We start from the raw sequence: 14,684 nt of genomic DNA, 5'->3' as shown, positions 1-14,684 counted from the left end.
CGGAACACCCTAGCCGATGCGAACCTCCGGCTCAGACCACCAACTTTAATCCGCGGCACCGACAGCCGCCCGATCCTGAGAATCGGCGTCCGTTTCCACCACGGTCACCGGCAGTTTCCCCAGGCGGCATCGGACGAACGGTGAGTACCGCCCTGCCTGAACAACGTCGCACGTGCACCCGGAGTTCCCATAAATTCGCCGGGCATGCACAGTCGCGCGGACCCGGACCCCGCGCTCGGCGACGGCCTCACGACTCCTCGATCAGCCCGTCGCCGGTGAGCTCGATCCGCCGGGTCACCGCGATATCGTCGAGGAAGCGCCGGTCGTGGCTGACCACGATCAGCGCCCCCTCGAATCCCGTCAGTGCCTCGGTGAGGTGGGCCAGGCTCGGCAGATCGAGATTGTTGGTGGGCTCGTCGAGCAGCAACAACCGCGGGGCCGGATCGGCCAGCAGCAACATCGCGAGCGCGGCGCGCAACCGCTCGCCCCCCGACAGCGCGCCGGCCGCGACGTCGGCGTCCGCACCGCGGAACAGGAAGCGCGCCAGCTGCGCGCGCACCCGTTCGGCCGAGGCGTGCGGGGTCGCGGCCGCGACGTTCTCGAACACCGTGCGCGCCTCGTCGAAGATGTCCAGGCGCTGCGGCAGCATCCGCCAGGGCACCCGGGGCGGTTCGGCCGCGATCCGGCGCAGCAGCGTGGTCTTGCCCGCGCCGTTGCGGCCGGTGAGCGCGATCCGTTCCGGACCGGTCACCGTCAGGCTGACCACCGGACCGCATCCCAGCCGCACCTCGTCCAGCTCGAGGACGTCCTGGCCCGGATACAACCGGGTGCCGGGCAGGTCCACCCGGATCTCCCGGTCGTCGCGCAGCAGCTCCTGCGCCCGGGTCAGGGTGTCCTGGGCCTGCTCCACCTTGGCGACATGGTTGTTGCGCAGCTTGCCCGCCGCGACCTGGGCCTGGCGTTTGCGTTCTCCCATAACAATTTTCGGTTCACGCTTCTGCTCCCACATCTTCTTCCCATAACGAAGGCGCCGGTCCAGCTTGATGCGGGCCTCCACCAGTTCACGGGATTGTTTGCGAACGTCGCTGCGCGCGTCGCGGATTGCGGCACGAGCGGCGTCCTGCTCGGCCTCGATGATCTCCTCGTAGGTCGCGAAATTGCCTCCGAACAACCGGATCTCGCCGCGCCGCAGCTCGGCGATCGCGCCCATGCGGTTCAGCAGCTCCCGGTCGTGACTGACGATCAGCACAGTGCCGGGGAACTGCTCGACGACCTCGTACAGTCGTTGGCGCGCAGCAATATCCAGATTGTTGGTGGGTTCGTCGAGCAGCAGCACGTCGGGCTCGCGCAGCAGTTCGGCGACCAATCCGAGCAGGACGGTCTCTCCGCCGGACAGGCTGTCCAGGCGCCGATCCAGCTGTGCCACATCACCCGCCAGATACCGCAGCCCGAGGCGGCCAAGCAGGGACACCGCGGATTCCTCGACATCCCAACGGCTGCCGACGATCTCGAAGTCCGCCTCGTCGCCCGCGCCGGATTCGATCCGGTGCAGCGACCGCCGGATCCCGGCAATGCCGAGCACCTCGTCGACGCGCTGCCCGGCCGCCAGGCCGAGGTCCTGGCGCAGATAGCCCAGGCCGCCGCCGACGGTGATCGAGCCGCGTGCGGGCCGCAGCTCGCCCGCGATCAGCCGCAGGAGTGTGGACTTCCCGGCGCCGTTGGCGCCCACCAGGCCCAGGTGACCGGGGCCGAGCACGGCATCCAGGCCGTCGAAGACGGGGGTGCCGTCGGGCCAGGCGAAGGTGAGATCGGATAACGAAACAGAGGTCGTTGACATGTGCACACTCCCATGAGGTCGCGAGATATGCGGCGCGCAGGATGGCGGGCCACTCGGCGTTCACCTCAGAAGAGCAACGGCACGACTCCGATCAACGGGAACAAGACGCCTACAAAATTAACCACGAGTGTGCGATTGCGCAAGGGGTTTTCGGAACCTTGCGCATCACACCCGGGAAAAGCATTGCCGCTCAGTTGATCCGGAAGACCGGGAAGCCGGGGGCGATCGCGGCCAGTTCCTCGTCGGTGGAGTCCTTGCTCACGCCCTCGAAGAACTTGCCGACCTCCCAGCCCCACTTCTCGAGGTACAGCCGCAGCATCGGCACCTTGTCCACGTCGGCGATCTCGGTCACGGTGAACGCCTCGGTCTTGCGGCCCAGGCGCAGCTCGCCGCCCCCGGCGACGCGCATGTTGCGCACCCACTGGGTGTGGCCGCGGGGCGCCACCAGGTAGCGCGCCCCGTCGGCGGCGGTCAGCGGATTCACCGTGGTGGTGCGCCATTCGCCGGAGGTGCGGCCGCGCACCGCGAGCAGCCGCGATCCGGCCAGACTGATGCCCATCTTCGTCAGGCCGTTGATCATCTTGTTCATCACGGCCTCGGAGCCGGAAGCGGTGATGTTGCGGGTGGCGTTCATGACTTCTCCTCAATCTGTGAGCATCGCTCTCTGTTAGGAACAGTCTGCACCCACGACACCCACAAAGTCAAGAGCACTGCTCTCAAATTCTTGCAGTGCACTCCGAAGCTCGCACCTACGCGGTATATCCGCAGGTAGAGGCAAAAAGAGGAAGACATAATGTGACGAGTCCAGCAAGCCTCGCTCCGAGCAGCAGGCCGCGCTCGGGCGGGAGTGACGTCGATTCGAGCAGCGAGCAGCACACGCCATCGGGCAGCGCGCTACGGCCGAACGTGTACGAATGTCAAGTGCGCCCGATGTTGCGCCGAGAACCGCGACTCAGTCGCGCGGGGCGAGGAACTGCAGCCGGTGGTGCGTGAGGAATTCGAAGGCGGGGGCCCAATGGCCGGTGTAGACATCCTCTTCGTGCCCGACGGCATGCACCGAGGCCTCCCCGACGCGGGGGTTCTCGCACTCGATGCGGGCGTCGTGACGGCCCTGCCGCACCGGCCCGCTGTCGAGCTGCACTGTGCCGTCGCGGCCGACCGCGCGCCACGGCATATCGATACCGGCGGCCGCGATGCGGCAAGACTGGCCCTGCTTCTCCCCCGAAACCTGGGCGGTGATGGTGTTGCCGCCGCGCAGGTCGGCCGACGGCGTCGCCGACGCGGTGGCCGCGCCGACGACGAGAACAACTCCGGTCGCACCGACAACGGCCGCGGTGATCCTGGTGGTGTGCTGTGATCGAACCATGGCCGCTCGAGCCTATCGGCCGCGCGCCCCGGTCACAACCGCTCGCCCGAAATCACAGGCGCACAATCGAAGTCAGAGGATAATCGCCCTGACGCGAGCGGCCGTCCAGGAAGCTCAGCTCGAGCACCACCGCGGCGGCGACCACCTCCGCGCCGGCCGCGGCGAACAGCCCGGCCGCCGCCGCGAGGGTGCCGCCGGTGGCCAGCACGTCATCCAGCAGCAGCACCTTGCGGCCCCGCAGGTCGATGCCGTCGGCGGGGATCTCCAGTGCGGCCGAACCGTATTCGAGGGTGTAGTCACGCGAGTGCACCGGCGGCGGCAGCTTGCCGGCCTTGCGCACCGCGATGACCCCCGTACCCAGCGTCGTCGCGACGCCCGCACCCAGCAGGAATCCGCGGGCGTCCACCCCGGCGACCAGGTCGGCGTCCGGCGCGCACGCACCCAGGCAGTCGATGACCGAATGAAAACCCTCGGCGTCGGCGAAGACCGGCGTCAGATCGGCGAACCGCACGCCCGGGTTCGGGAAATCATCGTGCCACCTGGTCAGGCGCTGCACCGCGTCGGCCGCCCGCGCGGTGCGCTCCCCCAGCGCATCGGCCGATTCCACCATCCCGTGCTTGCTCATCTCGACACCCACTCCCTCATCCTGCGCCCGATGCCCGGACGGCGCACGCCACCCACCGGCGGTGCTCACCGCCGCAACACCCAGCGATCCATATTCCAACCCGCACCGGCCTTGGTGGGGCTCGCGATCCCGCTCTGCATGCCGTCACCGAATGCGATGGTGCGCGGCGTGTTGAACAACGGGACCGTCGGCATCTCGCTCCACAACAGATTCTCGGCCTCGGTCTCCGAACTGAGTACGTCGGTCGAATTGCCATCCGCGGCAAGCTGTTCCGCGATCGCATCGTAACGGCCGTTGCCGTAGTGACCGAAATTGAGCCCCTCACCGGCGCGCAGCGCCGCCCGCGCGCCCACATTCGCCAGCGAGCCCGCCGGACCGGGGGCGCCCGCGGTGCCGCCCAGCACCGCGTCCACGGTGCCGCCGCCCAGCTGGGTCGGCACGAAGGTCGGCGAACCCGCGTCGACGACGTTGATTCCGGCCGCATGGCAGGCGCCGGCGATCATCGCCACGGTCTGCGCGCGCCGGTCGTCGGGTGCGCGGTAGCCGATGCGGACGGTGGGGTTCGACGCCCCGGCATCGCTCAGCGCCTGCTGTGCACCGGGCGCGTCACCGCTGGCGTATTTGCCCGCCGGGCCGATGATCGCCGGGTAGTACACCGAATCCGCCTGCACCGTGCGCGAATTCAGCGGCCCCGCCCCGAGCCCCGACTTGGCGTCGAAACCCGGATGGCCCAGCTTGTCGAACAGCGCCTGCCGCGGCACGCACAGCGCGAACGCCCGGCGCGCCCCGGGGGAGGTGAACACGCCGACCGTGGAGAGCACCAGCTGCTCGGCGCCCCGGCTGGGTACCTGCTTCACCGAAAAGCCGTCCAGGCTCAGGTCCTTCACCGAACCCGAGCCGATATCGACGACGTCGACCTCCTTGTCGGACACCTTCTTCTTCAGATCGGTGCCCTTGGGCCACACCACGATTCGCGGCGTCCGGGGCGGAACACCCCACCACTTGTCGTTCTTCACCAGCACCAGGCCGTCGTCGGCGGTGTAGGACTCGATGCGGTAGGGGCCCGACGAGGGCAGCACCTTGGGATCGATGCCGCCGGGCTTCAGATTCCAGCCGGTGTTCCAGAAATCGGCCAGCTTCTGCATCATCGCCGGATCGCCCGTCTGCACCGCCGCAACCACATTCGGCACGCCCGCGGCCTGCGCCGCGATGTGGGCGGGCATCAGATCCCCGGCATTGAACAGCGTCTGCCAGTCCACGAAGTGATGTTCGGGCCGGAAGATCACCGTCGCGTCCTTGGAGCCGGCCTGGCACTCCACCCGCTCGATATCGGAGTACCCGGCGCTGGTGGCGGCGTCGAACATGGGCGCCTGCCCGCCGGGTTTGGTGAAACGGCCACTGCGTGCGGCCCATTCGAGCACCAGATCGTCACACGAGGTGGGGATCCCGTCGGAGTAGACGCCGTCCGGGTTGAGCCGGTACTGGATGGTCTGCGACGCGCCCGGCACCTGTTTGGCGGTGCCGTAATCGGTGTCGGCGATCGACTGGCCGTCCGGTCCGGTGTAGAAGAATCCGGTCAGCACCCGCGAAAAGATCGCCGCCCCACCGCCGTTCGCGCCCAGGACGGTGCCGCCGTTGTAGCTGGCCGGCACCGCGTCGACCGCAAAGCCGATGGACGGGACCTTGTTCTTCGACGAGCATCCTGCCAACACGCCGACGACGAGCGCGCCGACCGCCAGTGCGGCGGCCGGCCGGACGTACGGACGTCGGTGATTGCGCACACTTCCTCCGCTGAATAGACCGGACCTGCCAGAGTGCGCCGGAGCACCGGCCACGCTCAGTGCCGTCTCTTCTGCCGCTTCCCCGTCGGACGGACGCCGGGACGCGGTGCGCCCGTTGCGGTCTCACGCGGACGCTCCGAGGCGGCGTTACCCGAGCCGCCCAGGGCCGCGGCCCGCCTGCTCGCGGCCTCGCTCACCCGGGCACTCGCCGCACCGGACCGCTTGGCCAGCACCTTCTTGGTGTGCGCGGCGGTCGGACCCCAGCGCTCCTTGATCGACACCAGTAGCGGCACCGCGAAGAAGATCGAGGAGTACGCGCCCACGATCATGCCGACCAGCTGCACCAGCGCCAGGTCCTTCAGCGTGCCCACGCCGAGCAACCACACCGCGATCACCAGCATGCCGATGATCGGCAGGATGCCGATGACGGTGGTGTTGATCGAGCGCATCAGCGTCTGGTTCGCCGCCAGGTTGGCGAATTCGGCGTAGGTGCGGTTGTTGCGGTGGAGCACCCCGCGGGTGTTCTCCTCCACCTTGTCGAACACCACGACGTTGTCGTAGAGCACGTAACCCAGGATCGTGAGCAGGCCGATGACCGCGGCCGGGGTGACCTCGAAGCCGACGATCGAGTAGATGCCCGCGGTCACAACGAGATTGAAGAACAGCGAGGCGATGGCCGCGATGGACATGTCGCGCTCGAACCGGATCCCGATGTACACCATCGTCAGCACGATGAACACGGCCAGCGCGATGAGCGCCTTGCGGGTCACCTGCCCGCCCCAGGTGGAGCTGATCTCGGCGATGCTGATCGCGTTGCGGTTCACCGCGCCGCTGGAGTCCTTCGGATGGAAGGTATCGAACAGCGCGGCCTGGACCTTGTCCTGCTGCGCGGCATCCAGTGTGTCGGAACGGATCTCGTAGGACGCCGAGGACCCCGAACCGACCTTCTGCACGGTGACCGGCGCGTGCCCCATGGTCTTGCTGTAGACGTCGGAGACCTGGGAGGTGCTCGCGATGCCGCCCGCGGGGATATCGATGCGGGTGCCGCCCGCGAAGTCGATGCCCAGGGTGAATCCGCGCAGCCCGATGCTCAGCGCCGCGATCACGATCATCGCCGCGGCGATTCCGTAGTACATCCGGCGGCGCCCGACGATGCGGAACCCGCCGGTGCCGGTGTAGAGCCGCTCGAAGAACCCGTGCTGGGGCGCGACGTCCACGACCTGATCGTCCACTGGACGGTCCTCCATGACTCGGGAGTTACTCATGCTCACGCCTCCCTGCTGCCGACCGGGATACCCGCGGCGGCCTTGCGTTCGCGGGCATACTGCGCGACCGCGCCGAGGCCGTTCACCGAGGGCTTGGCCCAGAACGGCGAGCGCGAGGCCAGCATCATCAGCGGCGAGGTGACCAGGTACAGCACGATCACGTCCATGATCGTGGTCAGGCCCAGGGTGAAGGCGAAGCCCTTCACCTGCCCCGCGGCCAGGATGTACAGCACCGCCGAGGCGATCAGGCTGACCGTCTTACCGGAGAGGTTGGTGCGCTGGGCGCGGGACCAGCCGCGCGGCACCGCCGAGCGGAAGCTGCGGCCCTCGCGCATCTCGTCCTTGATGCGTTCGAAGAACACCACGAACGAGTCCGCGGTCATACCGATACCGATGATCAGACCGGCGATACCGGCCAGGTCGAGGGTGAAGTTGATCCACCTGCCCAGCAGCACGATGATGCCGAAGACCGCGAAACCCGAAGCGACGAGCGAGAATCCGGCGAGGAATCCGAGCATCCGGTAGTACAGCAGGCAGTACAGCAGCACGGCGATCAGGCCGACCGCACCCGCGATCAGGCCCGCGTGCAGCGAGGACAGCCCCAGCGTCGCGGAGACCGTCTGTGCCTCGGAGGTCGCGAAGGACAGCGGCAGCGAACCGTACTTGAGCTCGTTGGCCAGTTCCTTGGCGGTGGTGCCGTTGAAGTGCCCGGTGATCGAGGTGCTGCCACCCTGCTGCGGGCCCTGCTGCACGACCGGGGCGCTGACCACCTTGGAGTCCAGCGTGAACGCGATCTGCCGGTTGACGTAGTCGCCGGTGAGCTTGGCCCACGGATCGCTGTGCTTGAAGGTCAGATCGACCGACCACTGCCCCTGCTGCTGGTTCAGCGAGGCGCTGGCGTCCTTGATGTCCTGGCCGTCGATCGCGCTCTTGTCCAGCAGGTAGGTGACGCCGCTGCCGTCGGTCGCGCAGGTCACCAGCGGCAGGTTCGGATCGTCGTTACCGGCCAGCGGGTCCGGCTTGCTGCAGTCCAGCGTGGCCAGGGCCAGCTGCTGGATCTGCGGGTTGGTGCTCTGACGCAACTCCTTGGCGTTGGCGATGGCCTGCTGGGTCTGCTGCGCCGGGGTCAGGTTGCTGGCCGGGGCCGGGGTGGGAGAGGGTGTCGCCGGGGTGGGCGCGTGCGTCGGGCTCGCCGGGGCGGGCGCCGCGTGCGACGGCGTCGGCGCGGGCGTCGAGGGCGCCTGCTTGGGCTCGAATCGGGTCTGCACGGGGACCTGGAAGTCCGCCGGGACCGCTCGCACCGAGCCCGAGGCGTCGGGCTGATAGGCGGCCGGTGCCTTCTTGGTGGGGGCGGCCGCGGGAGTCTGCTTGGTAACCGGTGGCGTCGCGGCTCCCGGCGCGGGGGTGCCCGGCTGCGTGGCGCCGGGGGGCGGGGTCAATCCACCCGGCAGGCCGGGGGTGATGTTCCCCGCCGGCCCGCCCGGCAGACCGTTCGGCAGGCCTGGGGTGATGTTCCCCGCCGGCCCGCCCGGCAGACCGTTCGGCAGGCCGCTGCCCGCGCCCTGCTGCTGACCGGTCTGGATCACCGGACGGATGTAGAGCTTGGCCGTGGTGGCGAGCGACTTGGCCTGCTGGCCGTTCTGCCCGGGGACCGTGATCACCAGGTTGCTGCCGTCGATGACGACCTCGGAGCCCGAGACGCCGAGGCCGTTCACCCGGGATTCGATGATCTGCTGAGCCTGCTTCAGGCTGTCCTGGCTCGGCTTGCCGCCGTCGGGAGTGCGGGCGGTCAGCGTCACCTGCGTGCCGCCCTGCAGGTCGATACCGAGTTTGGCCGCCGCGGACTTCGGACCGGTGAAGAACACCAGACCGTAGACAACGATCAACAACAGCGCGTAGACGCCGAGGAACCGCAGCGGATGCCCCGTTCCCTTGGAAGGTGGCACAGTTCTAATCTCCTGGCAGTGTCGATCCGGTCAGTGTGGGCAGACTACTAGCGCTGGGCCGGGCGGTACCTGAACGGTGCCGGGCACCCCCGAGGGACAGGGGCGCGCGGACGCCGGACACAGCGCATCGCCGCCGCACGCCGCGTGGCGGTGGTGCGACGGCTCGGGCCGGTCAGTCCTTGCTGAGCCGGGCGTTGGTGTCCTCGACGGACTCCTCGGCGACAGGCTCGGTCCCAGCGGTGACGTCCTCATGCTCGGCGGCCACGACGGTCTCGGTCTCGTCGGCACGAACCTCACGGATCGCCTGCCGCAGCCAGGTGGTCACGACTTCCTCGGCGATCTCCAGGTCGACGGTGGTCTCGTCCAAATCGACCACGGTGCCGTACAGGCCCGAGGTGGTCACGATGCGATCGCCGACCTTCAGGCTCTCCTGCATGGTCGAGACGTTGGCCGCCTCGCGCTTCTGACGCCGCACGCTGAGGAACATCGGCACCAGCAGGGCTACCAGCAGCAGGGGAAACAGCAGTTGCGCCATCGTTGTAGTCGGTCCCTCGGTATTGTCAGTGGATTGAAAGGCGGTCCGGCGGACGCCGAACTGCCAGCGTAGTACCCCAGTCTGCCATCAGCCGCACATTCGCGCCCACGCGGACCTGCCGTCGCCGGAGCACTCCACCCGGCACGGGGGCCGCGGCCGCGGTCTCGACGGGGGGCCGATCGCCCGCACGTGTCCCGGCGAACCATTTCCGCGATAACGCTTCGGGCGAACCGTCGCAAGCCCAATTGCGTTGCGCTACGGTAATTCTCGAAGGGATCACGTGCTCGCTCGATGTCCCGGCGGTGCGGCCGGGGCCCTGTCCCTGTTCCACCAGGCCACCGGGGATCCGAACGCGCCCGAACTCTCCCGGACGACCGGCCTGTCCGCCTCCGGGCCCTGGTTCGGCATGCCCGCCGCCCGTATCGGCGCTCCGGCCCGCACCCGCTACCAGGAGTGGCCGCTGCGGTCGCGCCGCCCCTACCTGAGCGTCCACGGTCGCGGTACCGCCCGGGTGTACCTGGCCGACGGCCACGACGCGCCGGTGCGCCCGTTCCTGTTCGCCGACGGCTTCGCGTACGGGCCCAGCGATCTGGACGGGCTGTTCGACCGGCTCGATGCCCCGTATGCGGCGGGCAGCGACCGCTTCCTCGAGCAGCTGCTGTCATCCAGGGTGGACGTGATCCTGATCGGATTCGACACACGGCACGACTACGTCCAGGTGAACGCGGGCGTGGTCCAGGAATGCATGCGATGGGCGGCTTCCCGTACCGGCCGATCGAGCTCGGCGTCGCCAACGGGCGCGGTGACGGCGCGGGCTCGGATCGGATCGTGCCCGGCGAGATCGCCTTCGAGAAGCACTATCCGCACGACGCGGCGGGCGCGACCGCCCGGTTCCAGCCCGCCGAAGGCGAGCTAGAGCGGTGTGGCGCGCCCTCGACTACGATCCCGTCGACTGGAGACGGACCCGCACCGGGATCTGCGCACGCTGGACCCTACCCACAGCCTGCTCGACGAATTCTGTTGCAACGAGGCGAATTCCGAGCACGGAACGGTGACTCGCACACTGGCCGAATGGATTCTGGCCCGCATCGCCAAGTAGGGCTCGAAAGCCTTCGGCCCCGGAGAGCGCCGGAACGCCCGGCTCAGGCGGCGCCGTACGTGTAGTCCTCCAGCGGGAAGCTGACCGCCTCACGGTGTGCGTTCAGCGTGCTGGTCGGGCGTAGCAGCGCGGCCTCGCCGTGCTGGTTGAAGTAGTAGCTGCGGGCGGTCGAGCACTGGCCGCCATAGAACACCGAGGACCCCAGCCTCTCGGTGACGCGGTCGAGGAATTCGGTGTTGGCCCGCTCGGTCACCTCGAACACCCGCTCGTTACGCCGGAACATCTCCCCGAACAGCCGGCCCATGTGCTTCATCTGCGCCTCGATCGTGGTGAAGTACGACAGGCCGCTGTACGAGTAGGGGCTGTTCAGGCTCAAGAAGTTCGGGAACTTGGGCACCGTGATGCCCTCGTAGGCCTGGAAACGGTTGTCCCGCCAGAACTTTCCGAGATTCACCCCGTCGCGCCCGATGATCTCGATGGCCGGGAAGTTCGCGTCCCACAGGTTGAAACCCGTTGCCAGGATCAGGGTGTCGATCTCGGTCTGGTGGCCGTCGGCGGTGACGATGCCCTCGGGCTCGATGCGCTCGATGGAGTTGGTCTCGAGGTGCACGTTCGGCTGGTTGAACGTCTTGAAGTAGGTGTTGGAGAACGTCGGCCGTTTGCAGCCGAAGTCGTAGTGCGGGGTCAGTTTGCGACGAGTCTCCGCGTCGCGCACCTGGGCGCGCAGATGCGCCTTGGCCAGCACGCCGGCTCCCCGGTTGAGCAGTTTGGCCTGCCGGAAGTGCAGCACACCGATCACCATGAGCGCCTCGAGGGCAGTCGTGTTGGCCAGTCGCGCGGCCTTCTGAGTGAGGGGCAGCGAGGCGAACAGGCGCTGCACCGCGGGCGAGATCGGCATGTCGACCTTGGGCACCACCCAGATCGGCGTGCGCTGGAATACCGTGAGCGCGTCCACCTTCCGGGCCACCTCGGGCACCAGCTGCACGGCGGTGGCGCCGGTGCCGATGATCGCGGCGCGGCGGCCGGTCAGGTCGTAGTCGTCGTCCCAGGCGGTGGTGTGGATGATCTTCCCGGCGAAGGTCTCGATGCCGGGGAACGGCGGGGTGTATGGCTGGGACAGGAAGCCCGTCGCGGTGGCCAGGTAGCGCCCCGTCAGCTGCTCCCCGCCCGCGATGGACACCACCCACTGCTCGTTCTCGGCATCCCAGCGGGCGCCGTCGACGACCGTCTCGAAGCGCATCCGGCGGCGCAGATCGTATTTGGCCGCAACATGTTCGGCGTACTTCTTCAGCTCGGCCCCGGGCGCGAACAGGCGCGACCAATGCGGATTGGGCTCGAAGGAATACGAGTAGGTAACCGAGGCGATGTCGACCGCCAGGCCGGGGTACCTGTTCACATGCCAGGTTCCGCCCAGGTCGGCCTCCCGCTCGAGGATCACGAAATTACTCAGGCCGAGCCGGTCGAGCTCGATGCCCGCACCCATCCCGCCGAACCCTGCTCCGACCACGATCGCATCGAATTGAGGCGCCACGCCGAACCTCCTGTTACGCGAAGTATCAGATACAGGATGACACACTATCCAGGTCCGGGGTATCCGGGAGTGCGCACCCACCCCGATCGTATCCGCCGGCGGCGGAGTCGCCGTCCCGCTGACAGCCCGCGCACCGGGCTGCGACAATGTGTGCGTGACTCTCGAGCACGTGTGGCAGACGCGCTTCCCCAGGGCTCCCCTGAGCCACCGCGGCTACGACTCCGGCCATGTCGATGCCTTCTGCGAGCGGGTGGCCAGGGCATACCGGGGCCACGAGCTATTGACCGCCGCCGACATCCGCGAGCACGAATTCCCCGACGCCCCCTTCGGGCACCGCGGCTACGACCGCGATCAGGTGGACGATTTTCTCGATCGCGCCTGCGTCGAACTGGAATTCGCGCGCCGCGGCAGCGCCCGGCATCCCGGTCAGACCGACCTGACCCCCCGCGACGTGCAGCGGCTGCGATTCTCACCGCCGCCGACCGGGCACGCGGGCTACGACTCCGACGAGGTCGACGTGTTCCTGGACCGGGTCGCGACGACGCTCGCGCACGTGGGGCCGAACGGCCTGACCAGTCAGGACGTACACACCGCCAACTTCGGGCTGGCGCACGCGGGAAGCGCGGCGTACTACATCGATGAGGTGGATGCGTTCCTGGACGTGGTGACCCGGACGCTGGCCGCGCAGGAGGCCCCCGGCCGCTAACCGCCGTCGGTTCCCGGCCGGGGGTCGATGCGAGGCTTGTGCGCCAGCACGGGGGCGTAGCCGAAGGCCTCGACCAGACTCGGGTCGTTGAAGGCGGTGATGCGGGCGATGCGCGCGCCGATCAGCGTCAGGACCTGCACGCCGTGCGCCTCGTAGCGGCCGTCCCCCGCATACATGTACTCCACGAAGGCGGGCTGTCCGTTCGCCCGAGCGGGCAGCATGAGCCACTGCGACCCGTGGCGCAGCACCCGACTGGAGAGGAAGCCAACCACGGCCCGACGGCCGGTGAACCACGTTGCGACGGGCGGCATTTCGAGTTCCACATCGGCGCGCAGCAGATTCACGAGCGCGTCCGCGTCGGCGCGGGTGAAGGCGTCGACATAGCCGTCGAGCAGGTTTCGCTGGATGTCCGCGTCCGGTTCGGCCAGATCCTCCTCGACCGGTCCCGCGGCGGCCATCGCGCCGCGGGCCCGTCGCAGCGCGCTGTCGACGGCCGCGCCCGTCATGTCGAGCATCTCGGCGACCTCGGCGGTTCGGAATTCCAGCACATCGCGCAGTGTCAGTACCGCGCGCTGGCGGGCGGGCAGGTATTGCAGCGCGGCAATGAAAGCGAGCCGAATTCCGGTGTGGGCGGCCACAATTGCCGCCGGATCGCCGATGTGCCGGTCCGGGATCGGCTGCAGCCAGAGCACTTCCGGGTCGGGCGCGGCCAGCGCCACGCGGTGATCGTCCCGCGGCGCACCCAATCCGGACGGCAGCGGGCGGCGGGTACGGGCCTCCAGGGCGCTGAGGCAGGCCCTGGTCGCGATCGCATACAGCCAGCGCCGGACCGAGGAGCGTCCCTCGAATCGGTCGTAACCGCGCCAGGCCCGCAGGTACGTCTCCTGCACCAGGTCCTCGGCGTCGTGGATCGAGCCGAGGAGCCGGTAGCAGTGCGCGCGCAGCTCGGGCCGGAACCGCTCGGTGGCGGCGGCGAAATCGGTGTCGAGATCGGTGTCGCGGGGCATCGCGGTGTCTCCCGGGCTGGGCGCTGTTCTCACTGTAGGCCGCCGCTCAGCCGATCGGGTGCAGCCCGGCGCCGTCGAGCCGGTACTCCGGCCCGGTGTCCGCATCGGCGGCGAGATCCAGTACCGCCTTGCCGGCCAGCTCCGGGGTGAGGACCGGCTGCATCCGCGCGGTGAGGGTTTCGGGGTCGACGCCCTGCCGTGCCGCATACCCGGCCACCCCCACGGCCCCGAGATCGGTGCTCGGGGACAGGTTCGGCAGCACCGCGACGAACCGGATGCCCAGCTCCCCGCGCTCGGACTCCTCCGCCGCATAGCCGCGCAGGTACCGGATGGCGGCCTTGGCGGAGGCGTAGCCCCCGCTCAGCGGCGAACCGGCCAGGGCGGCCGCGCTCGACACCGCCACTACCGCGCTCCCCGGAGCCAGCGGTTCACGCAACGCCGTGGCGATCCAGGCGAAGGCATGCTTGGTGTCGGCATTCCAGTTGCGGCCGAACGTTTCCCACGTCTGCTCGTGGATGGGGGCCATGTGCGGGACGACACCCGCATTCAGTACCAGCAGCCCCGGCCGGTACTCGCGAATCGCCCGCTGCGCCACGGCCTCATCGGTCGCATCCCCCACCACCGGCACGAACCGTTCCCCCAATTCCTTTCCGACGGCGCGCAATTGCTCCTCACCGCGCGCGATCCCCACCACCGTGTAGCCCGCGCCCGCCAGCGCCGCGGCGATACCCCGGCCGAATCCTCGGCTGGCTCCGGTGACGACGGCGGTCTGAGTCTGTTCTGACATCGGATGCTCCCGGATGTTTGTGTTTTGTTCGGTCGACATCGAGACCATCGACGCCGGGGAAATCCGTCAGCCAGACCCAGAATGTGATGCAGGTCACATCTGACGGTTCTTGCGATAGGCCTCATACCCGAGCCGTGACCGTCCCCGCGGGCCGCGAGCCGGCAGCACCTTCCCCCGTCGCCGGCTCGACTTCGGAATT

General features: G+C 68.7%; 13 protein-coding genes. 2 read left to right on the top strand and 11 right to left on the bottom strand.

What is annotated here, in order from left to right:
• Positions 1 to 247: 247 nt before the first annotated feature.
• From KO481_RS26580 to yajC, 8 genes are all read right to left on the bottom strand, one after another.
• Positions 248 to 1,837: an ABC-F family ATP-binding cassette domain-containing protein gene (locus KO481_RS26580; RefSeq protein WP_215920864.1), complete on the bottom strand. Its 1,590-nt coding sequence runs from the start codon at positions 1,835 to 1,837 to the stop codon at positions 248 to 250.
• A gap of 190 nt (positions 1,838 to 2,027) precedes the next feature.
• Positions 2,028 to 2,471: a nitroreductase/quinone reductase family protein gene (locus KO481_RS26575; RefSeq protein ID WP_215920862.1), complete on the bottom strand. Its 444-nt coding sequence runs from the start codon at positions 2,469 to 2,471 to the stop codon at positions 2,028 to 2,030.
• A gap of 318 nt (positions 2,472 to 2,789) precedes the next feature.
• A complete protein-coding gene (locus tag KO481_RS26570; protein ID WP_215920860.1) occupies positions 2,790 to 3,203 on the bottom strand; it encodes a hypothetical protein in 414 nt (137 codons plus the stop codon).
• Positions 3,204 to 3,255: 52 nt separating this feature from the next.
• Positions 3,256 to 3,828: an adenine phosphoribosyltransferase gene (locus KO481_RS26565; RefSeq protein WP_215920858.1), complete on the bottom strand. Its 573-nt coding sequence runs from the start codon at positions 3,826 to 3,828 to the stop codon at positions 3,256 to 3,258.
• 65 nt (positions 3,829 to 3,893) lie between these two features.
• Entirely contained in the window at positions 3,894 to 5,609 is a 1,716-nt protein-coding gene (locus KO481_RS26560) for an ABC transporter substrate-binding protein (RefSeq protein WP_215920856.1), read from the bottom strand.
• Between the two features lie 56 nt (positions 5,610 to 5,665).
• On the bottom strand, positions 5,666 to 6,874 hold the full coding sequence (gene secF / locus KO481_RS26555; protein WP_215920854.1) for a protein translocase subunit SecF: 1,209 nt from the start codon (positions 6,872 to 6,874) through the stop codon (positions 5,666 to 5,668).
• 2 nt (positions 6,875 to 6,876) lie between these two features.
• On the bottom strand, positions 6,877 to 8,820 hold the full coding sequence (gene secD / locus KO481_RS26550) for a protein translocase subunit SecD (protein WP_215920852.1): 1,944 nt from the start codon (positions 8,818 to 8,820) through the stop codon (positions 6,877 to 6,879).
• Positions 8,821 to 8,992: 172 nt separating this feature from the next.
• Positions 8,993 to 9,355: a preprotein translocase subunit YajC gene (gene yajC / locus KO481_RS26545; protein WP_215920850.1), complete on the bottom strand. Its 363-nt coding sequence runs from the start codon at positions 9,353 to 9,355 to the stop codon at positions 8,993 to 8,995.
• A gap of 280 nt (positions 9,356 to 9,635) precedes the next feature.
• Here yajC and KO481_RS26540 point away from each other — a divergent pair, with 280 nt between their 5' ends.
• The gene (locus KO481_RS26540) at positions 9,636 to 10,271 is read left to right on the top strand and encodes a hypothetical protein (RefSeq protein ID WP_215920848.1); all 636 of its coding nucleotides are present in this window, start codon (positions 9,636 to 9,638) and stop codon (positions 10,269 to 10,271) included.
• A 226-nt stretch (positions 10,272 to 10,497) separates the two neighbouring features.
• Here KO481_RS26540 and KO481_RS26535 read toward each other — a convergent pair whose 3' ends face one another.
• Positions 10,498 to 11,985 carry a flavin-containing monooxygenase gene (locus KO481_RS26535; protein WP_215920846.1) on the bottom strand — a complete coding sequence of 496 codons (1,488 nt, stop codon included), beginning with the start codon at positions 11,983 to 11,985 and terminating at the stop codon, positions 10,498 to 10,500.
• A gap of 154 nt (positions 11,986 to 12,139) precedes the next feature.
• Here KO481_RS26535 and KO481_RS44035 point away from each other — a divergent pair, with 154 nt between their 5' ends.
• A complete protein-coding gene (locus KO481_RS44035; protein ID WP_308166792.1) occupies positions 12,140 to 12,691 on the top strand; it encodes a DivIVA domain-containing protein in 552 nt (183 codons plus the stop codon).
• Here KO481_RS44035 and KO481_RS26525 read toward each other — a convergent pair.
• Positions 12,688 to 13,698 (bottom strand): RNA polymerase subunit sigma-70, encoded by a 1,011-nt coding sequence (locus KO481_RS26525; RefSeq protein ID WP_215920845.1) that lies wholly within the window; start codon positions 13,696 to 13,698, stop codon positions 12,688 to 12,690. The genes KO481_RS44035 and KO481_RS26525 overlap by 4 nt on opposite strands.
• 46 nt (positions 13,699 to 13,744) lie before the next feature.
• A complete protein-coding gene (locus tag KO481_RS26520) occupies positions 13,745 to 14,485 on the bottom strand; it encodes an SDR family NAD(P)-dependent oxidoreductase (RefSeq protein WP_215920844.1) in 741 nt (246 codons plus the stop codon).
• Between the last annotated feature and the right edge of the window lie 199 nt (positions 14,486 to 14,684).

It is taken from the genome of Nocardia albiluteola, assembly GCF_018860155.1.
Lineage (GTDB): Bacteria > Actinomycetota > Actinomycetes > Mycobacteriales > Mycobacteriaceae > Nocardia > Nocardia albiluteola.
Note: the sequence above shows the minus strand (reverse complement) of the source record. Positions and strands in the feature narration are given on the sequence as shown.